Annotated in this window: 19 protein-coding genes and 1 rRNA gene; 13 read left to right on the top strand and 7 right to left on the bottom strand. The window is 40.6% G+C overall.

The features are described from left to right. Together rrf and JFU56_RS22035 are read left to right on the top strand one after the other, a co-directional pair. Nucleotides 1–109: ribosomal RNA gene (gene rrf, locus JFU56_RS22040) — 5S ribosomal RNA — on the top strand; the annotation flags it as partial. A gap of 180 nt (nt 110–289) precedes the next feature. Further along, nucleotides 290–850, top strand: a complete 561-nt coding sequence (locus JFU56_RS22035; RefSeq protein ID WP_198439365.1) for a DUF1415 domain-containing protein — start codon at nt 290–292, stop codon at nt 848–850. Nucleotides 851–903: 53 nt separating this feature from the next. On the opposite strand, the gene pyrI is transcribed toward JFU56_RS22035, so the two are convergent. Both pyrI and pyrB read right to left on the bottom strand, forming a co-directional pair. Next, nucleotides 904–1,365 carry an aspartate carbamoyltransferase regulatory subunit gene (gene pyrI / locus JFU56_RS22030; protein WP_198439364.1) on the bottom strand — a complete coding sequence of 154 codons (462 nt, stop codon included), beginning with the start codon at nt 1,363–1,365 and terminating at the stop codon, nt 904–906. A gap of 1 nt (nt 1,366) precedes the next feature. Next, nucleotides 1,367–2,299, bottom strand: coding sequence for an aspartate carbamoyltransferase (pyrB, locus tag JFU56_RS22025; protein ID WP_198439363.1), 933 nt, complete (start codon nt 2,297–2,299; stop codon nt 1,367–1,369). Nucleotides 2,300–2,636: 337 nt separating this feature from the next. Between pyrB and JFU56_RS22020 the strand changes: the two genes are divergently transcribed. The 8 genes from JFU56_RS22020 to tuf all read left to right on the top strand — a co-directional run bounded on the left by JFU56_RS22020 (nt 2,637) and on the right by tuf (nt 8,688). After that, complete coding sequence (locus tag JFU56_RS22020; RefSeq protein WP_017223611.1) at nt 2,637–3,020, top strand: RidA family protein; 384 nt, start codon at nt 2,637–2,639, stop codon at nt 3,018–3,020. Between the two features lie 12 nt (nt 3,021–3,032). Then, nucleotides 3,033–3,431: a sulfurtransferase complex subunit TusD gene (tusD, locus tag JFU56_RS22015; RefSeq protein ID WP_198439362.1), complete on the top strand. Its 399-nt coding sequence runs from the start codon at nt 3,033–3,035 to the stop codon at nt 3,429–3,431. 21 nt (nt 3,432–3,452) lie between these two features. After that, the gene (gene tusC, locus JFU56_RS22010; RefSeq protein WP_198439361.1) at nt 3,453–3,809 is read left to right on the top strand and encodes a sulfurtransferase complex subunit TusC; all 357 of its coding nucleotides are present in this window, start codon (nt 3,453–3,455) and stop codon (nt 3,807–3,809) included. Between the two features lie 14 nt (nt 3,810–3,823). Continuing rightward, the gene (tusB, locus tag JFU56_RS22005; protein WP_198439360.1) at nt 3,824–4,114 is read left to right on the top strand and encodes a sulfurtransferase complex subunit TusB; all 291 of its coding nucleotides are present in this window, start codon (nt 3,824–3,826) and stop codon (nt 4,112–4,114) included. Nucleotides 4,115–4,344: 230 nt separating this feature from the next. Further along, entirely contained in the window at nt 4,345–4,719 is a 375-nt protein-coding gene (gene rpsL, locus JFU56_RS22000; protein ID WP_019443185.1) for a 30S ribosomal protein S12, read from the top strand. 84 nt (nt 4,720–4,803) lie between these two features. Then, the gene (rpsG, locus tag JFU56_RS21995; protein ID WP_019443186.1) at nt 4,804–5,277 is read left to right on the top strand and encodes a 30S ribosomal protein S7; all 474 of its coding nucleotides are present in this window, start codon (nt 4,804–4,806) and stop codon (nt 5,275–5,277) included. Nucleotides 5,278–5,345: 68 nt separating this feature from the next. Next, entirely contained in the window at nt 5,346–7,439 is a 2,094-nt protein-coding gene (fusA, locus tag JFU56_RS21990) for an elongation factor G (RefSeq protein ID WP_198439359.1), read from the top strand. 64 nt (nt 7,440–7,503) lie between these two features. After that, nucleotides 7,504–8,688 carry an elongation factor Tu gene (gene tuf, locus JFU56_RS21985; RefSeq protein WP_198439358.1) on the top strand — a complete coding sequence of 395 codons (1,185 nt, stop codon included), beginning with the start codon at nt 7,504–7,506 and terminating at the stop codon, nt 8,686–8,688. 154 nt (nt 8,689–8,842) lie between these two features. Here the strand turns inward: tuf and JFU56_RS21980 are convergent, their stop codons facing one another. From JFU56_RS21980 to hslR, 5 genes are all read right to left on the bottom strand, one after another. Then, nucleotides 8,843–11,182 (bottom strand): Tex family protein, encoded by a 2,340-nt coding sequence (locus JFU56_RS21980; RefSeq protein WP_198439357.1) that lies wholly within the window; start codon nt 11,180–11,182, stop codon nt 8,843–8,845. 42 nt (nt 11,183–11,224) lie between these two features. Next, on the bottom strand, nt 11,225–11,710 hold the full coding sequence (gene greB / locus JFU56_RS21975; protein ID WP_198439356.1) for a transcription elongation factor GreB: 486 nt from the start codon (nt 11,708–11,710) through the stop codon (nt 11,225–11,227). 167 nt (nt 11,711–11,877) lie between these two features. Then, complete coding sequence (gene pckA, locus JFU56_RS21970) at nt 11,878–13,509, bottom strand: phosphoenolpyruvate carboxykinase (ATP) (RefSeq protein WP_198439355.1); 1,632 nt, start codon at nt 13,507–13,509, stop codon at nt 11,878–11,880. A gap of 162 nt (nt 13,510–13,671) precedes the next feature. Beyond that, on the bottom strand, nt 13,672–14,553 hold the full coding sequence (gene hslO, locus JFU56_RS21965) for an Hsp33 family molecular chaperone HslO (RefSeq protein ID WP_198439354.1): 882 nt from the start codon (nt 14,551–14,553) through the stop codon (nt 13,672–13,674). Nucleotides 14,554–14,572: 19 nt separating this feature from the next. Further along, the gene (hslR, locus tag JFU56_RS21960; RefSeq protein ID WP_198439353.1) at nt 14,573–14,989 is read right to left on the bottom strand and encodes a ribosome-associated heat shock protein Hsp15; all 417 of its coding nucleotides are present in this window, start codon (nt 14,987–14,989) and stop codon (nt 14,573–14,575) included. A 404-nt stretch (nt 14,990–15,393) separates the two neighbouring features. On the opposite strand from hslR, the gene gspC reads away from it, so the two are divergent. From gspC to gspE, 3 genes are read left to right on the top strand one after another with little or no spacing between them, the layout of a single operon-like run. Then, nucleotides 15,394–16,266, top strand: a complete 873-nt coding sequence (gene gspC, locus JFU56_RS21955; protein WP_198439352.1) for a type II secretion system protein GspC — start codon at nt 15,394–15,396, stop codon at nt 16,264–16,266. Between the two features lie 39 nt (nt 16,267–16,305). Next, nucleotides 16,306–18,408: a type II secretion system secretin GspD gene (gspD, locus tag JFU56_RS21950; protein WP_198439351.1), complete on the top strand. Its 2,103-nt coding sequence runs from the start codon at nt 16,306–16,308 to the stop codon at nt 18,406–18,408. Further along, nucleotides 18,409–19,908: a type II secretion system ATPase GspE gene (gene gspE, locus JFU56_RS21945; RefSeq protein ID WP_198439350.1), complete on the top strand. Its 1,500-nt coding sequence runs from the start codon at nt 18,409–18,411 to the stop codon at nt 19,906–19,908. It begins immediately after the preceding gene. Nucleotide 19,909: the final 1 nt, after the last annotated feature.

Raw genomic sequence — 19,909 nt, 5'->3', positions numbered from 1 at the left:
ACCATAGTGTTGCGGTACCACCTGATTCCATTCCGAACTCAGTAGTGAAACGTAATAACGCCGATGGTAGTGTGGGGCTTCCCCATGTGAGAGTAGGGCATCGCCAAACGCTAAATTAGATTCAAGACGCTGTCTTGAACGAAAAAAGCCGATATCATTGATATCGGCTTTTTTTATACCTGAAATTCACTAGCCATTAAGCTACAATTTCTCTCACCAGTTTATGATCTAAATTTAATCACGGTATTTTGTGGTTAACACATCAAGTTTGAATATTTAGGATACGAATATGACTGATAACCATGAAATAATTAAATTACAGACGCTAAAATGGGTAAAAGATATTATTGTAAAATATAATATCTGTCCTTTTGCTAAAAAAGAGTTAGAGCGTAAAACGATTCACTGTGCAGTGCTTGATACGAGCGATTTAACTGAGATATTAGAACAGGTTAATGCTGAATTCATCCATTTAGATACGAATAAAGATATTGCTACAACTCTCGTGGTTATACCGAAACTCAGTGAGAGCTTTGATGATTTCCTCGATTTAATTGATTATGCAAATGATTTATTAGAAATGCAGGATTATGAAGGGATCTATCAATTAGCACACATGCATCCAAAGTATCGCTTTGATGATTCTGGCATTAAAGACGCTGCTAACTTTACTAACCGCTCACCTTATCCAATATTGCATATTATTCGTGAAGATGAAATGGCACGTGTATTAAGAGTATTTCCAAATCCAGAGGAGATACCAGAGCGCAATATTGAGCTGTTAAGAGAAAAAGGTTTTGCTGAAATAAAAGCTGAACTAGAAGCGTGTTTTAACGTAGAAGATAAATAACTCAATTACAGATGGCGATAGAGAGCCATGCAATTAACTCTCTATCGCGGTGATTAGACTTGTTCGGTGACAATATCTTTTGAGAATGTTTTCTCACAATATTTACATTTTAAGCCAATGTTACCTTTGCTTTTCTTAATTGAAAAAGAAGAGATAACTGGTTCACCGTGTGTGATGCAGTTGGAATTAGGGCACGGGAATACATTTTCAACTTCACTTGGTAACGTCAATGAGTGCTTATCTGTTACTTTAAAGTTTTCAATTATGTTGATTGTTGCATTCGGCGCAAGCAGTGCTAATTGATTTGCTTGTGACTTGGTGATCTCAGTATTTTCTACTTTTATTAGATCTTTAGCACCACCGTCATGAGTTGGTAAATTGAAACCAACAGTAACACGCTGTTTAGTATCAGTAAGACTAAATAGTTTTAATATTTTTACGCCTTGACCTGATGGAATATGATCAATAACGTAACCATTACAAATCGCTTCTACCTGCATGTGATTATGTTTCATTTTATTCTCCGATTGTTTCATTTAGCACTAATGCAAGTAACGCTTCACGTGCGTAGACCCCGTTTTCTGCTTGTTGGAAATAATAAGCGTAAGGCGTTTTATCTACATCAGTTGTGATCTCATCGACACGTGGTAATGGGTGTAAAACTTTCAGGTTTGGTTTTGCGTGTTCTAATGAACTTGCTGATAAAATAAAACCTGCTTTCATGTGCTGATATTCAGTTTCATCAAATCGTTCTTTTTGAACGCGAGTCATGTATAACACATCAATTTCAGGCACAACTTCTTCTATCGACGCGTATGTTTCATAACTCACATTCTGTTCATCTAGTTCATCACAAATATACTCAGGCATAGCGAGTGCATCTGGTGCGATAAAATGGAATTTACAACCGTCGAATTTAGCGAGTGCTTGCGCTAAAGAGTGTACGGTTCGACCGTATTTTAAATCACCGACCAAAGCGATATTTAAATTATCTAAACGGCCTTGTGTTTCGTAGATAGAAAATAGATCTAACAAGGTTTGTGTCGGATGTTGGTTAGAACCATCCCCCCCGTTAATCACTGGTACATTGGAGAATTCTGATGCTAACCTTGCAGCGCCTTCTTGCGGGTGACGCATTACAAAAGCATCTGCATAGCTTGAAATCACACTAATAGAATCAGCCAGGGTTTCGCCTTTTTTAGCAAGAGATGTGTTACCGGCATTGTCAAAACCAATAACAGTGCCGCCTAAGCGCTGAATCGCGGTTTCGAATGATAAACGCGTACGCGTAGATGCTTCAAAAAAGCAACTCGCAATCACTTTGTGTTTTAAAAGCTCAGGTTGTGGCTGCTGTTTTAGTTTTGCCGCAGTTTTAACAATAAGTTCTAGCTCATTACGTGAGATATCATTGATAGATACTATATGCTTTCTAAATAACGGATTTACCATTTTAGTGCCCTGATGATCAGAATTATGCCAAAAAAAAGCCTCATATAAATAGGTATGAGGCCTTACAAGTTTGCATGAATAGGGAGAGGTTTACCTGTCTTAATGATATAAACATTCGTCAACCCTCTAGTCCGCTAAACATAATGGCTAATTTTAGCCTAAATTAAAAACCACAGAAAGCACTAATCAAATTAATTTCATGTAAAAAAATCTATAAAGTTTAAACTAATCGTAGTTCTAAATTTGCTTATTGCGCCTGTTATTAAATATAATGCAGTTAGACAGTGAATATACTCGCTCTAAATATGGGAGCATTGATAAAATAATGGAAATTACAATGAGTAAAAAAATCATTTCTACAACGAATGCACCTGCAGCAATTGGCCCGTACTCACAAGCTAACCAACTTGGTAATATGGTTTTTACTTCAGGGCAGATCCCATTAGTACCAGAGACGATGGAAATTATTGAAGGCGGCGTTAAAGAACAAGCGGAATTAGTAATGGAAAATCTAATGGCTGTACTTAAAGCTGCGAACGCAAGTGCAGATACAGTAATCAAAACAACATGCTTTCTAAAAGACATGAATGATTTTGTTACCTTCAATGAAGTGTACGCGCGTTATTTCCCTGAAAACGCACCAGCACGTTCATGTGTTGAAGTTGCACGTTTACCTAAAGATGTATTAGTTGAAGTTGAAGCTATCGCTTACACGCTTTAATTAGGTCTATTTATGTCTGAATCTTTCACTATCGCTGTGCTTGTTACTGGCCCAGCATATGGTAGTCAAGATGCTTTAAGTGCGTATCATTATGTAAAATCTGCGATTGAGTTAGGCCATACTATTCAACGGGTATTTTTTTATAATGATGGCGTGCTTAATGGTTCGACCCTTACTTCTCCAGCAGCTGATGAATTCGATTTATATAATGCTTGGTTAGTGCTAGCTCGTGAACATCTATTTCCTTTAGATATATGTTCAGGTGCAGCATTAAGACGTGGTGTTATTGATCTGGGTGAAGCTGAACGCATAGGTAAGAGTCAATTTAATCTTGAGTTACCATTTCAGTTAACCGGGTTAGGTCAATTAGCAGAATCAATAGTGACTGCCGATCGAGTTATCCAGTTCTAATTATCTAAATATGGTTGAAAAATGTTGAGAGCCGCGTTTGTTACTCGCCAAGTTCCACATGGCACTAGCCTTGCGAGAGAAACACAAGATGCCATTCTTGCTACGTCTGCATTAACGGAATCGTTAAGTGTATTTTTTATCGGTGATGGTGTTTACCAGTTAATAAGTCGACAACAGCCTCAGATGATCGCTTGTCGTGATTTTGCGCCTACATTTGGACTGTTTGAGTTATATGATATTGAAAACATCTATGTATGCGTCGATTCGTTATTAGAGCGAGGTATCAGTGACGCTGAGTTGATTATCGATGCTGAACGTTTATCGCAAGCTGAAATTAATCAGCGTATTCGTCAGCATGCCATTATTTTGAATTTTTGATTGGTGATAAAACTATGCTTCATATTATTAAGTCATCGCCGTTCTCAAAAAATACATTTATTGATAGCCTTGCCTATTTCAATGATGGCGATGCGGTGATCTTTATCCAAGATGCTGTCGTTATTACTGCATCACAGCATAAATATGCTAAAATACTTCAAGATCTCACATCACAGATAAGTATTTATACTTTGAGTGAAGATTTAAAAGCACGAGGACTTAAGTGTATTTTAGGTAAGCAAGTTAGCTACCCTGAATTTGTTAATCTCACTACCGTGCATCTACAAACTCAGACCTGGAATTAATAGGGTCTGATCTATACGAATCTTTCATTGTCGCGCTATAAACTATGGGTAAGTTTTTCTCCCGTAGTGTTGTAAAAGCGCTTTATTTACGATTTATTGGTAAATAAACTGATTTATTTTCAATAATACTGTTCTTATGCTTGACAGCTAAAGGCGCAATGACTAAAATTCTGCGTCCCTATATTAGGGATGATTTTTCACACGTAAAAAACTCAACGGAGCTATTTTAAATGGCAACTACTAACCAATTAGTACGCAAGCCTCGCGTAAGAAACGTTACAAAAACTAACGTTCCTGCTCTAGAAGCTTGTCCACAACGTCGTGGTGTTTGTACTCGCGTATACACTACTACTCCTAAAAAACCTAACTCGGCATTACGTAAAGTAGCTCGTGTTCGTCTAACTAACGGTTATGAAGTTACTTCATACATCGGCGGTGAAGGTCATAACCTTCAAGAACATAGCGTTATCTTAATCCGTGGCGGTCGTGTTAAAGATTTACCGGGTGTTCGTTACCATACAGTTCGTGGTGCGTTAGATACAGCTGGTGTTAGTGATCGCCGTAAAGGTCGTTCTAAATACGGTGCTAAACGCCCTAAGAATTAATAATTCTTCGTTTAGTAAGGCCAAGCAAACTGTTAACTATTTATTAGTTTTGGGTAATACCTGAAGCACAACGAGGAATAAGAGATGCCAAGACGTCGCGTCGTAGCTAAAAGAGAAATTTTAGCAGATCCAAAATTCGGATCAGAAATCCTAGCAAAATTCATCAACATCGTAATGGTAGACGGTAAAAAATCTACTTCAGAAGCGATTGTATATGGTGCGCTAGAAACTATCGCTACAAAAAGCGAAGATAAAACACACCTAGAGCTTTTCGAAATCGCTCTAGACAACGTTCGTCCATCGGTTGAGGTTAAATCTCGCCGTGTTGGTGGTTCAACTTACCAAGTGCCAGTAGAAGTTCGTCCTTCTCGTCGTAATGCACTAGCTATGCGTTGGTTAGTTGAAGCAGCACGTAAACGTGGTGAAAAATCAATGGCTGCTCGTCTAGCTGGAGAGCTATTCGACGCTGCTGAAAACAAAGGTTCTGCGGTTAAGAAACGTGAAGACGTTCACCGTATGGCTGACGCGAATAAAGCATTTGCTCACTATCGCTGGTAATTTTTTGACGCAGATTATTAATCTGCGTCAACTACTTTCTGTCTAGGCTTCCTAGTAAGGGATTTATTGTGGCACGTACAACTCCGATCGAGCTCTACCGTAATATTGGTATTGTTGCTCACGTTGATGCGGGTAAAACTACAACTACAGAACGTGTTTTATTCTATACTGGTCTTTCACATAAGATTGGTGAAGTTCATGATGGCGCTGCCACTATGGATTGGATGGAGCAGGAGCAGGAACGTGGTATTACCATTACTTCTGCAGCGACAACAACAATGTGGAAAGGTATGGATGCGCAATTTAAGCAGCATCGTATCAACATCATTGATACTCCTGGACACGTTGACTTCACGATTGAAGTAGAACGTTCTTTGCGAGTGCTTGATGGCGCAGTTGTCGTTTTTTGTGGTGCATCAGGTGTTGAACCACAATCTGAAACGGTTTGGCGTCAAGCTGATAAATATCAAGTACCACGTGTTGTATTCGTTAATAAGATGGATCGCACCGGTGCGAATTTTGAAGCTGTAATTGACCAAATTCGTAATCGTTTGGGCGCAACCTGTGTTCCTATCCAGTTAAATATTGGTTCGGAAGATGAGTTTGAAGGCGTAATTGATTTAATTAAGATGAAATCAATTAGCTGGAATGACGAAGATCAAGGGATGTCATTTAGTTATGGCGAAATTCCTGCAGATCTACTTGAGCGTGCAGAAGAATTACATGAAGAATTAGTTGATGCTGCCGCTGAAGCTAACGATGAGCTTATGGATAAATACCTTGAAGAAGGTGAATTATCTGAAGAAGAAATTAAAGCTGGTTTACGTCAACGCACGCTGAACAACGAGATCGTACTTGCGACTTGTGGTTCTGCCTTTAAAAATAAAGGTGTACAAGCGGTACTTGACGCAGTGGTTGAATTTCTTCCTAGCCCAACGGAAGTGAAAGATATCAATGGTATTGATGTTGACGAGAATGAAATTACTTGTCCATCAGATGACGATGCACCGTTTGCTGCATTAGCCTTTAAGATTGCCACTGACCCGTTTGTTGGTACACTCACATTTATGCGAGTATATTCAGGTGTGGTTAATACTGGTGATAGCGTTTATAATTCTGTTAAGCAGAAGCGTGAACGTTTAGGTCGTATTGTGCAAATGCATGCGAATGATCGTCAAGAATTGAAAGAGATCCGTGCCGGCGATATTGCTGCTGCGATTGGTCTTAAGGATGTTACTACTGGTGACACACTTTGTGATAGTAATCATAAGGTTATCCTTGAGCGTATGGACTTTCCGGAACCGGTTATCCAAATTGCAGTAGAGCCTAGAACAGTAGCCGATCAAGATAAGATGGCTATCGCGCTAAGTAAATTAGCGGCGGAAGATCCATCGTTCCGTGTTGAAACTGACGAAGAGTCAGCACAAACACTGATATCTGGTATGGGTGAACTTCATCTGGACATTATTGTTGACCGTATGCGTCGTGAGTTTAACGTTGAATGCAACGTTGGTAAGCCTCAAGTCTCATATCGTGAATCAATTCGTGATTCAGTTAAAGCAGAAGGTAAATTCATTCGCGAATTAGGCGGGAAAGGTCAATATGGCCATGTTCTGCTGAAACTAGAACCGCTTGAAGCGGGTGCTGGTTATGAATTTGTGAATGAAATCGTTGATGGTGAGGTTCCTAGTGAATTCATCCCAGCGGTTGAAAAAGGTTGTAAAGATCAGATGGACCAAGGTGTGCTAGCAGGATATCCAATAATGGATGTTCGTGTTACACTCTATGGAGGTTCATTCCACGATGTTGATTCCAATGAAATGGCATTCAAGGTCGCGGCTTCATTTGGTTTCAGACAAGGTGCTTTGGATGCAAATCCTGCTTTGCTTGAGCCAATGATGAAAGTAGAAATTACCACTCCTGAGGAGTGGATGGGTGATGTTGTAGGTGACGTAAGCCGTCGTCGCGGCATGATCGATGGTATGGATGATGGCCACGCTGGTCTTAAAATTATCCATGCTAAGGTTCCTTTGTCTGAAATGTTCGGTTATGCAACCGCTCTACGTTCAGCAACTCAGGGCCGTGCTTCATACTCAATGCAATTTCTTGAGTATAACGAAGCTCCAAAAAACATCGCTGACAAAATTATTGAAGCGAAATAAAGTTTAACTTTGGTAGTCTTTATCATAAGATAAAGGCTTAACTGATAATAAGAAGGTACACGTCGTGTCTAAAGAAAAATTTGTACGTAGTAATACCCACGTAAACGTAGGTACAATTGGTCACGTTGACCATGGTAAAACAACTCTAACAGCAGCAATCACAAACGTACTTGCAAAAGTATACGGTGGTGAAGCTAAAGATTTCGCATCAATCGATAACGCTCCTGAAGAAAGAGAACGTGGTATCACGATCAACACTTCACACGTTGAATATGATACACCTAACCGTCACTACGCACACGTAGATTGCCCTGGTCACGCCGATTATGTTAAAAACATGATCACTGGTGCTGCTCAAATGGACGGCGCTATCCTAGTTGTTGCTGCTACTGATGGCCCTATGCCACAAACACGTGAGCACATCCTACTTTCTCGTCAGGTTGGCGTTCCATTCATCATCGTATTCATGAACAAATGTGATATGGTTGATGATGAAGAACTACTTGAACTAGTAGAAATGGAAGTTCGTGAACTTCTTTCTGAATATGATTTCCCAGGTGATGACCTACCAGTTATCCAGGGTTCTGCTCTTAAAGCTCTTGAAGGCGAAAAAGAGTACGAAGACAAGATCATTGAACTAGCTGAAGCGCTAGATTCATACATCCCTGATCCAGAACGTGCTATCGATATGCCTTTCATTATGCCTATCGAAGACGTTTTCTCAATCTCTGGCCGTGGTACTGTTGTAACTGGTCGTGTTGAGCAAGGTATCGTTAACGTTGGTGATTCAGTAGAAATCGTTGGTATTCGCGAAACTGTTACTACTACATGTACTGGTGTTGAAATGTTCCGTAAACTGCTTGACGAAGGTCGTGCTGGTGAGAACATTGGTGCACTTCTACGTGGTACTAAACGTGAAGACGTTGAACGTGGTCAAGTACTAGCTAAGCCTGGTTCAATCACTCCACATACTAAGTTTGAATCTGAAGTATACGTACTTTCTAAAGAAGAGGGTGGTCGTCACACTCCTTTCTTTAAAGGTTACCGTCCACAGTTCTACTTCCGTACAACTGACATCACTGGTGCTGTAGAGCTTCCAGAAGGTGTTGAAATGGTTATGCCTGGTGACAACCTTAAGTTTGTTGTTGAGCTAATCAACCCAATCGCGATGGAAGAAGGTCTACGCTTCGCTATCCGTGAAGGTGGCCGTACTGTTGGTGCTGGTGTTGTTTCTAAAGTAATCGCTTAATTTCGATTAGTTTAAACAATATATAGAAAGGTCGCTTCGGCGGCCTTTTTTTTATCTGCAGTTTATGAACACGTAGATGAAAAAACATGTAAATCGTAGATAAAAAAATGACGAACTAAGTTCGCCATTTTATTACATGAATTAATATGATTGATTAACGTTTTTTAGCGCTCGCGAAAGCATCTGCAAAAGCGTTGTTTGAGAATGACGGTGCTCTGCTATCCATTTTCTTCTGTGGCTGAGGTTTTGCTTGCCTGTTTCTATCTTGCGTATTTGAAGACGTAGGGCGACTTACTTCGCCTGTATTATTACTTGCTGTTATCTCATCATCTAAACGCATGGTCAGTGCAATTCGCTTTCTTGGCACATCAATTTCGGTTACTTTTACTTTGACGATTTGTCCTGCTTTAACGATTTCATGCGGGTCTTTAACAAAGCGATTTGTCAGTGCTGATATATGCACTAAACCATCTTGATGAACACCTATATCAACAAATGCACCAAAGTTTGTGACGTTACTGATAATACCTTCCAGCAGCATGCCTGGCTTTAAGTCTGTTATCTTTTCAATGCCTTCTTTGAACGTAGCTGTTTTGAATTCAGGCCTTGGATCTCGACCTGGTTTTTCTAATTCTTGCAGAATATCTCGAATAGTCGGAATACCGAATTTAGCATTGGTGTAATCTTGCGGATTAAGCGATTTAAGCAGTTCGCTGTTGCCCATGATCTCGGTAATTTTTTTACCTGTTTGCTGGGTGATGTCTTTCACTACTGGGTATGACTCAGGATGTACCGCTGAGCTGTCTAATGGATCTTTAGCATTCAAAATACGTAAAAAACCTGCACATTGTTCAAAGGCTTTCGGCCCTAAACGCGCAACTTTTTTTAATTCATTTCGCTTGCTAAAAGGGCCATTGTTATCTCGATAATGGACGATATTTTCGGCAATTGTTTTATTCAATCCAGCCACGCGTGAAAGTAGGGCTGCAGACGCTAAGTTAACATCAACCCCCACTTTATTTACGCAATCTTCAATAACGATATCGAGCTGTTTGGATAATAAGGTTTGGTTGACGTCATGTTGATATTGGCCTACACCAATTGCTTTAGGGTCAATCTTAACTAATTCAGCAAGTGGATCTTGTAAACGTCGCGCAATAGATACAGCGCCACGAATAGATACATCGAGTTGTGGAAATTCATTAGCAGCCAATTCTGATGCTGAATATACCGATGCACCTGCTTCACTGACGATGATTTTTTGTAACTTGAGTTCTGGTTTAGCTGTGATTAATTCCGCGACTAATTTATCTGTTTCTCGAGAGGCGGTGCCGTTACCAATACTGACTAACTCGACCTTATAGCGTTGGCATAACGTTGCTAGCGTTGATAGTGATTGCTGCCACTGCTTTTGTGGTACATGCGGATAGATGGTTGTGTGATCGAGTAATTTACCGGTTGCATCAACGACTGCAATTTTTGAACCTGTACGTAATCCAGGATCAAGTCCGAGTGTTACCTTTGGTCCCGCTGGCGAGGCCATGAGCAATGCTGTTAGGTTGGCGGCGAATACTTTGATTGCTTCAATTTCGGCAGACTCTTTCATTTTACCAATCAGTTCAGTTTCTAATTGACTCAGTAATTTTTGTTTCCAACTGCCGTGAACAACAGATTTTAGCCATTCATCCGCAGGTTTATTTTGATAATGAATACCGAGGTGTTTAGCGATGATCACTTCACAATAGCTGGTTGCATTTTTGTCGGTGAACTCAGGATCTGCATTTAAGCCGATTTGTAGCTCACCTTCATTTTTACCGCGTAACATGGCTAACATTCGGTGTGAGGGTACTTTACTGATCCCTTCACTGTGACTAAAGTAATCTTTAAATTTACTGTCTTCGATGGCTGATTTTTTATTTTCTTTGGATTCGAGTGTTGCATGTGCAAGTAATTGTTTACGTACCTTCGCAATAAGCTCGGCATCGACACTGGCTTTTTCCATCAGAATAAATTTAGCGCCTTCTAACACTTGCTCTGGTTCTGCGAAATGAGAGTCTGCGTGTATAAATTGCTTTGCTAATTGTAATGGTTGCTGTCGTGGTTCGGTAATCAAAGCGTCTGCTAATGGTGCTAGTCCCGCTTCAATGGCTATTTGCCCTTTGGTACGGCGCTTTGTTTTAAAAGGGAGGTATAGATCTTCTAAACGTGTCTTTGTTTCTGCTGCATTGATTAAGGCTGTTAATTGCGGGGTCAACTTATCTTGTTCCGCGATATTTTTTAAAATGGTGTCACGACGAACTTCTAATTCACGTAAGTAAGATAGGCGTTGCTCTAATGTTCTTAATTGACCATCATCTAAACCTTCTGTCGCTTCTTTTCTGTAGCGAGCGATAAAAGGGACGGTTGAGCCGTCATCGAGCAGGGTTATTGCCGCGTTAACTTGGCGGACGTGCGCATTAATTTCTTGCGCGATAAGAGTAGCTAATTTAGACAATTTGGATCCTTAAAATGAATAGATTGATGACTTAATTGGTGATTAGCCGATAAAGGGAGTGTATTGGATCTTGTTTATATACCAAGTTTTTGTACCTGCAGGCGTGTGTACGACCGCTTCATCATCGACTTGTTTACCGATAAGAGCCTTTGCCATTGGCGAGTCAACAGTCACAAAATTACGTTTTGGGTCTAACTCGTCACGCCCGACAATCCGACATTGGATCGTTTCGCCGTCATCATCTTCTAATTCGGCGTATGCGCCAAAATAGACAGTGCCATCTTGCTGTGGTCGATAATCGACGATCTCTAATACTTCCAGACGTTTGACTAAAAATCGAATTTCACGGTCGATAGTACGAAGTAAGTGTTTATTTTCTTTGTAGTCAGCATTTTCACTGCGATCACCTAAAGATGCGGCCCAAGACACAACTTTTGTGACTCTTGGTCTTTCTTCTTTCCAGAGGAATTTTAGACGTTTATCTAAGGTTTCCCAGCCGACTCGAGTGATTAAGTTTGATATAGCCAATGCGGTGACCTTGTTAGTTGGTATTGAGAGGAAATTATAGCAATAGCGTGGCCGAATAGCTCATTTTCGTTATTGGAGGTATAAAAAATGCCAGATCGATGACTCGACACTGGCATTTTTTTATTATTTAAACAGGTGTAATGTTAATTACTTATTTAAATAGACTCTTACAGTTGTGGACCAGCAGCAAGTAGTGCTTTGCCTTCTTCGTTATCAGTGAACTTCTCGAAGTTGCTCACGAAACGTTTAGCTAGGTCTACAGCTTTCTCTTCCCATACGTTTGCATCTTCATATGTATCACGTGGGTCAAGGATATTAGTGTCACAACCAGGTAGTGTAGTTGGTACTTCTAGATTGAAATAAGGGATTGTTTTACTTTCCGCTTTCTCAATAGAGCCATCAAGGATTGCATCGATGATTGCACGTGTATCTTTAATTGAAATACGTTTACCAGTGCCATTCCAACCGGTATTAACTAGGTAAGCTTGCGCACCAGATGCTTCCATACGTTTTACTAACTCTTGACCGTATTTAGTCGGGTGAAGAGAAAGGAACGCCGCGCCGAAACAGGCTGAGAATGTTGGCGTCGGTTCTGTAATACCACGCTCAGTACCTGCTAACTTAGCTGTAAAGCCTGACAGGAAATGGTATTTAGTTTGCTCTGGCGTTAGTTTAGATACTGGCGGTAAAACACCAAATGCATCCGCACTTAAGAAAATTACTTTATTCGCGTGACCGCCTTTTGAGATCGGCTTAACGATATTTTCGATATGTTCGATAGGGTAAGAAACACGGGTGTTTTCTGTTTTAGAGCCATCATCATAATCAACAACGCCGCCGTCAAGTACGGTTACATTTTCAAGTAATGCATCACGACGAATGGCGCCGAAAATTTCAGGTTCAGCTTCTGCACTTAACTTGATTGTTTTTGCGTAGCAGCCGCCTTCAAAGTTGAATACGCCATCATCATCCCAGCCATGTTCATCATCACCGATTAATTGACGTTTTGGATCTGTTGATAACGTTGTTTTACCGGTACCTGAAAGGCCAAAGAAGATTGCTGTTTCACCTTCAGTGCTGACGTTTGCTGAACAATGCATTGATGCAATACCTTGCAGCGGCAATAAGTAGTTCATGTAAGAGAACATACCTTTTTTCATTTCGCCGCCGTACCAAGTACCACCAATAAGTTGAATTTTTTCTGTTAAATTGAATGCCACAAAGTTTTCAGAGTTCAAACCTTGTTTTTCCCAGTTAGGGTTTGTGCATTTAGCACCATTCATTACAACGAAATCTGGTTCGTACGTTGCTAATTCTGCTTCGCTAGGACGGATGAACATGTTTTTAACGAAATGCGCTTGCCATGCAACTTCTGTGATGAAACGTACTTTAAGACGGGTATTCGCATTTGCACCACAGTAAGTATCAACCACGAATAAGCGCTTAGTTGATAGTTGTTGTGTTACTAGCGTTTTAAGATCATTCCATACGTCTTGGCTGATCGCTTTGTTATCATTTTTACCTTGATCTGACCACCATACCGTGTCGCGTGTCGTGTCGTCACGTACAATGTATTTGTCTTTTGGTGAACGACCAGTGAAGATACCAGTATCAACAGCGACTGCACCTGATTCAGTTACTGTACCTTTTTCATAACCGACAAGACCGGCTTTCGTTTCTTCTTCAAAAAGCAGTTCATAAGAAGGGTTATATACGATTTCTTCAACGTCCTTGATGCCATATACCGAAAGATCGATAGTGGCGCCAATAACTGTATTATTATTTTTTACGTCTGTCATTGGTATCTCCTGGGGGTACAGAGTTTAATTTATTGTTTCAGATTAAATTAAGTTGGGTTTAATTATTTCAATAATGGGCGCACTAACGGCACCCTTATTATTAAATTTTGTATACAGAGCTATGCTTGACGGTGTATTTAATACACTCTAATTTGCATTAACTTAGTGTACAGGGTTGCCTATTTGTGGCGTATGTATATCTTCTACATCACCAGCATTGAAGGCATAAAGTGAACCGCAATAATCGCAGTGCATCTCTATTTGTCCTTTCTCAGCAATGATCTCAAGTAGCTCTTCTTTTGCTACATTAAGTAATGCTGCAGCACTACGTTCATGTGAACAACCACATTTAAATGATACTGTTTGTGGGTCAAATAAACGTACTTTTTCTTGATGGTAAAGTCGAACTAACACATCTTCAGCATCAAGATTAAATAATTCGTCATCTTTAATCGTTTCAGTTAATGCTGCTAGGTGTTCAAAGTCTTCGTGTGAACTTTTCTTGTCATCTGACGCGGGTAGTTTTTGTAACATCATGCCTGCAGCTTGTTTTCTATAGCCCACTTTACCAGTGCGGAACCATAAACGCGTTGTTAACTGCTCTGACTGTTCAAAGTATTTTTCTAGGCATTCTTGTAACGTATCACCACCTAGGTCAACGATACCTTGATAGCGTTCGCCTTTGTCTGGTGAGATAGTTATAACCATCACGCCTTTGCCGATTAACTCTTTTACATTGTCTGTATCTGGTACTGAACCGTTCCAACGAGCTACGCCGCGTAGTTCAAGTTCTTCGTTACCGTTGATTACAGCAAGTGTTACAGGACCATCGCCTTGTAATTGCACTGTAATTGAACCTTTAAATTTCAATGTTGCAGTCAATAAACTGGTCGCAACTTGTAATTCACCCAGTAGGCGTTGTACTGGTCTTGGATAGTTTAGATTTTCTAAAATATCGATAAAACTCTGTTCTAGCTGAACTATTTCACCGCGAACTTGGTGATCTTCAAATAGGTAACGGTGTAATAAATCTTTCTGGCTCATAATGTTCTCGATGTTAAAGTTAATGATTTTTTATCCGCAATAAATCTCGACGTTGTTTCTTGTCGGGACGTTTATCAGGGCGAGGGCTATATAATGTATTCAGTTTACGCGCGACATCATTTTGTGCACGCTTTTCAACACTGGTTGGTGTTTCTTCATACAAAGTAGCAGCCTCTGGTGCCCCTCTCCTTTGTGCGGAAAGCTGCTTTACGATCACTTCCTTTTCATCAAAGCCTTGTCTTATTTTTATTGTTGCGCCCAACTCAACGGTTTTACTGGGCTTGGTGCGTTCATCATTGTAGCGAATTTTACCACTTTGAATCATTTCTCTGGCAATGGCGCGGGTCTTATAAAACCGAGCTGCCCATAACCATTTATCGAATCGCACATCATTACTATCTGGTTTGGTATTTTTTGACATAATAAATGCAACCATAGTCCAAATAAACGTTCTAATCGACTTGATTATAACAGATAAACAAAGCAGTAAGAGAGTCTTTTATTGATGTGGAATACACATTTTATTAACTAAACTAGTGAGTGGATTTCACATTTCTTTCATCATGGTTTCATTTGTAAGTGTTGTTATATCAGTGTGGCGAATCATCAGAATTCATATATCCTTTATAGATTAGTGCTGTAATTTACCTGTGATCTTAAAAAGTCTTAAGTCTTAGTCGGTATTCGACTGATTTTGTTACTTTTGTGTTATCAATGCTTGTGTCGGTAAATCCATAGGGCTACTATTACTCGGTTAAATTACGATTCATATCAGATTCATCACAGACGTTGGTAAACGAACCTTATTTTGGAATCATGCTGTATTAGGGTAATACAAAAATGGATAATTTAGACGGGCTTAAGCAGTTGATCATTAAGCTACCACAAAAACAAATTGCGACCTGTTGTTGTTATTTATTATTGGCGGTATTTTGTTATCAATCGGCATTGTTGACTTGGCAGTTATGGCCGTCAACATCATCAAACTCTGCAATATCGTGGCAACCGATTTCGAATAGTAGCAATAATCAAGTTAAAAGTTATGAGTTAAATACACTGCGTAGCTTAAATCTATTTGGTAAGCAGCAAACTCAAAAGTCTGCACCTGTAGTACAGGACATTGACGCCCCAAAAACACGATTGAATTTAAGGTTGGCAGGTCTTGTTGCGAGTAGTGAACCCAGTCTTGCATTAGCGATTATTGAATATAAAGGTAAACAAGAAACATATGCGATTGATGATGAAATTGGCGCGAGTAATGCGATATTAAAACAGGTGTTTCCTGATCGTATCATTATTGAATATCAAAGTAATTTAGAAACGTTGATGCTTGATGGTGAAGAGTTCAGCCGCACAAGCAGTCAACGAAAATCTTATGACACCAGCTCAAATAATGCACCAACAGAGCTTTCTAATCTTCGTAAAGATTTATTAAAAAATCCAGCCAGTATTACTGATTATGTGCGTATTTCACCAGTGCGTAAAAATGGTAAATTATCCGGTTATCGAGTTAATCCGGGTAAGAATCGTGAATTATTTAAAGAAGTTGGCTTGAAAGCCAATGATCTCGCCGTATCGTTAAATGGTTATGATTTAACTGATACCCGTCAAGCCATGGAAGTCGCCAAACAACTTAGAGATTTGACTGAAATGTCATTGACGGTTGAACGTGATGGGCAATTACACAGTATTTATTTAAGTATGCCAGAGTAGCCATTTGAGCTGTATAAATTTAGGTAGCTAAGGATTAAGATGAACCTTAATAACGTTGGAAAAAAATTAACCGGCTTGGCCTCAGGCATATTGCTGAGTTTGAGTGGTGTTGCGATGGCTGCAGACTATTCTGCAAGTTTTAAAGGTACCGATATTAATGAGTTTATTAATGTTGTCGGTAAAAACTTAAATAAAACCGTGATTGTAGACCCAAGCGTACGTGGCAAGGTCAATGTTCGCAGTTATGATTTGTTGAACGAAGAGCAATACTACCAATTCTTCCTTAATGTACTCGATGTTTATGGTTATGCCGTCGTGAAGATGGATAACGGTGTACTCAAAGTAATTAAAAGTAAAGTGGCTAAAACATCAAGCATTCCGGTTGTTGATGATCAAAACCCTGGTCAGGGTGACGAGATGGTTACGCGAGTTGTGCCTGTCCGTAATGTCTCTGTACGTGAGTTATCGCCGTTATTACGTCAGCTAAATGATAATGCCGGTGGCGGTAACGTCGTGCATTATGAACCATCAAATGTGCTGATGCTAACAGGCCGTGCTGCGGTGGTTAATCGCTTAGTGGAAATTGTCCGCCGTGTGGATAAAGCGGGTGATCAAGAAGTCGATATTATTCATCTTAAATATGCATCTGCAAGTGAAATGGTGCGTATTATTGATAGCCTTACCAAAGGCGATGGTAAGTCTAAAATTCCGAGTATCTTACAACCTAAAATTGTAGCGGATGATCGAACGAATGCGGTTGTGATTAGTGGTGATCCAAAAGCACGTCAGCGTGTCGCGACGTTGATTCAGCAGTTAGATAGCGAATTAGAAAGTACCGGTAATACCCGTGTCATTTACCTGAAATACGCGAATGCGAAAGAAGTTTCTGATGTTTTAAAGGGCGTGAGCAGTTCGCTTGAAGGCGGAAAATCAACAGCGGGCTCAAAATCGAAGTCGAGTTCGAAACCCAATTTAAGTATCGAACCACATGAAGACACCAACTCCTTGGTAATCACTGCACAACCTGATGTTATGCGCACGTTAGAGCAGGTGATTAATCAACTTGATATTCGCCGTGCCCAAGTACTGGTTGAAGCGATTATTGTTGAGCTGTCAGAAGGTGATGGTGTTAACTTTGGTATTCAATGGGTAACCGAAGCGGGTGGTACCCAATTTAATAATGGTACGCAAGTACCGGTCACTGCGATTGGTGCTGGTATTTATGATGCTCAGGATAAGACGACAACAACAACTGGTACCGATGCTCAGGGGAATCCAACAAGTACAACATCTACAACATCTGGTGATATATCGACACTTGCTTCGGCATTAAGTGGCATCAATGGTTTGGCTGCGGGAATCATGAATAGCTCGGGTAGTTTTGGCGCGATTATTCAAGCGGCAGCAAATGACTCACAATCGAATATTCTTGCTACACCAAGTATTATGACGCTGGATAATCAAGAGGCGTCATTCATTGTTGGTGAAGAAGTCCCTGTGATCACTGGGTCGTCAGCCAGTTCCGGTAATGATAATCCTTTCCAAACGGTAGAGCGTCAGGAAGTGGGGATTAAGTTAAAGGTAACACCACAAATTAATGAAGGTGACGCGGTTCAATTAACTATCGAGCAGGAAGTATCGCAAGTGCTGGGATCAACTTCGGTGGATGTCACTTTTGCTAAACGCCAAGTGAATACCACTATTTTAGCTGACAGTGGCCAAACTATCGTGATTGGTGGCTTACTCGATGAGCAGGTGACAGAGAGTGTGTCTAAGGTTCCTTGGCTAGGCGATATTCCGTGGATTGGTAATTTATTTAAATCGACCTCTTCATCGACTAAAAAACGCAACTTGATGGTATTCATTAAGGCAACGATTATTCGTAACAACGCCTCTATTCGCGGTGTCAGTAACCGTAAGTATAGCTTGATGCGTGCGGAGCAGTTATTACAACAAGAAGACGGTGTTGCATTGATGCCAAATACCGACGTGCCCGTATTACCTAAATTTAATGAGGAACGTGTGATCTCGCCGGAGCTACGCAAGTATTTGGAAGATCAAGATGACAAAACGGTGCAGTTTGATGTGAGACCACCGGCAGAATCTGATGATGAACAGAAGCAGCAAAGCGAGGCTTTGTAGATGAGTAGTCTGGAATATGAAGAAGTCAGTGAAAGTGAACGTTTGCCTTTTTCATTTGCGAAAAAATTCGGTGTTGTCTTAAGTGAAATTGAAGCTGCTTGGGTGTTATTCCATAAAGCGGATGTTTTACCTGCGACTATATTAGAAGTCCGCCGTAACTTAGGTCAGCCGTTTCAGTTGGTATTGTTAGATGATGAGGCGTTTGAGCTAAAACTGACGCAAGTGTTTCAACGTGATTCATCAGAAGCCAGACAGCTAATGCAAGACATTGGTAATGAAGTTGATTTCTTTACCTTAGCGGAAGAGTTACCGACTGAAGAAGATTTACTGGAGTCGGATGATGATGCGCCGATCATTAAATTGATCAACGCCATGCTCAGTGAGGCGATCAAAGAAGGTGCGTCAGATATTCACGTCGAAACCTTCGAACGGGCACTGGTAATCCGTTTCCGTATTGATGGGGTATTAAGAGAGATCTTAAAGCCAAATCGCCAGTTAGCGTCATTATTAATATCACGTATTAAAGTGATGTCAAAAATGGATATCGCGGAAAAACGTATACCTCAAGATGGTCGTATTTCGCTGCGTATTGGTGGTCGTGGTGTTGACGTACGTGTATCTACCTTGCCATCAAGTTTTGGCGAGCGTGTGGTAATGCGTTTACTGGATAAAAACAACGCTAAATTAGAATTAGAACACCTAGGGATGACGTTAGATAATCGTAACAAGATGTCTGAACTTATTCATAAGCCGCACGGCATTATTTTGGTTACTGGCCCGACGGGTTCGGGTAAGAGTACCACGCTGTATGCGGCACTATCGGATATCAACAGTAAAGACCGTAATATCTTAACGGTTGAAGACCCGATTGAGTATCAGCTCGATGGTATTGGGCAAACCCAAGTGAACCCTAAAGTTGATATGACCTTTTCACGTGGACTACGTGCTATTTTACGTCAAGATCCCGATGTCGTGATGATTGGTGAAGTACGTGATTTAGAGACAGCACAAATTGCAGTTCAAGCAAGTTTAACGGGTCACTTAGTATTATCTACTCTACATACCAATACCGCCGTCGGTGCGGTGACGCGTTTACGTGATATGGGATTAGAACCTTTCTTATTGTCTTCAAGCGTACTCGGTGTGCTCGCGCAACGATTAGTGCGAACGCTGTGTTCTGAGTGTCGAGAAAGTGCAGCGCCGACGGAGCGTGAACTTGAACAGCTAGCATCAAATCGGGTTGCCAATGTCAGTGCGATTTATCACCCGAAAGGTTGTGAAAATTGTAACAACACGGGTTATCGTGGGCGTACCGGTATTCATGAATTACTTATTGTCGATGAAGATGTGCGTGACATGATCCACAGCGGTGCGGGTGAACAGATTGTTGAGCGCCATATCCGCCCATTTACACCAAGCATTCGTCAAGATGGTATCGCTAAAGTGCTTGCTGGTGTTACTACCCTCGAAGAAGTTCTTCGTGTAACAAGAGAGGGGTAAG

The sequence above is a fragment of the Moritella sp. F3 genome, assembly GCF_015082335.1.
In the GTDB taxonomy this organism is placed as follows: Bacteria; Pseudomonadota; Gammaproteobacteria; order Enterobacterales; family Moritellaceae; genus Moritella.
Note: the sequence above shows the minus strand (reverse complement) of the source record. Positions and strands in the feature narration are given on the sequence as shown.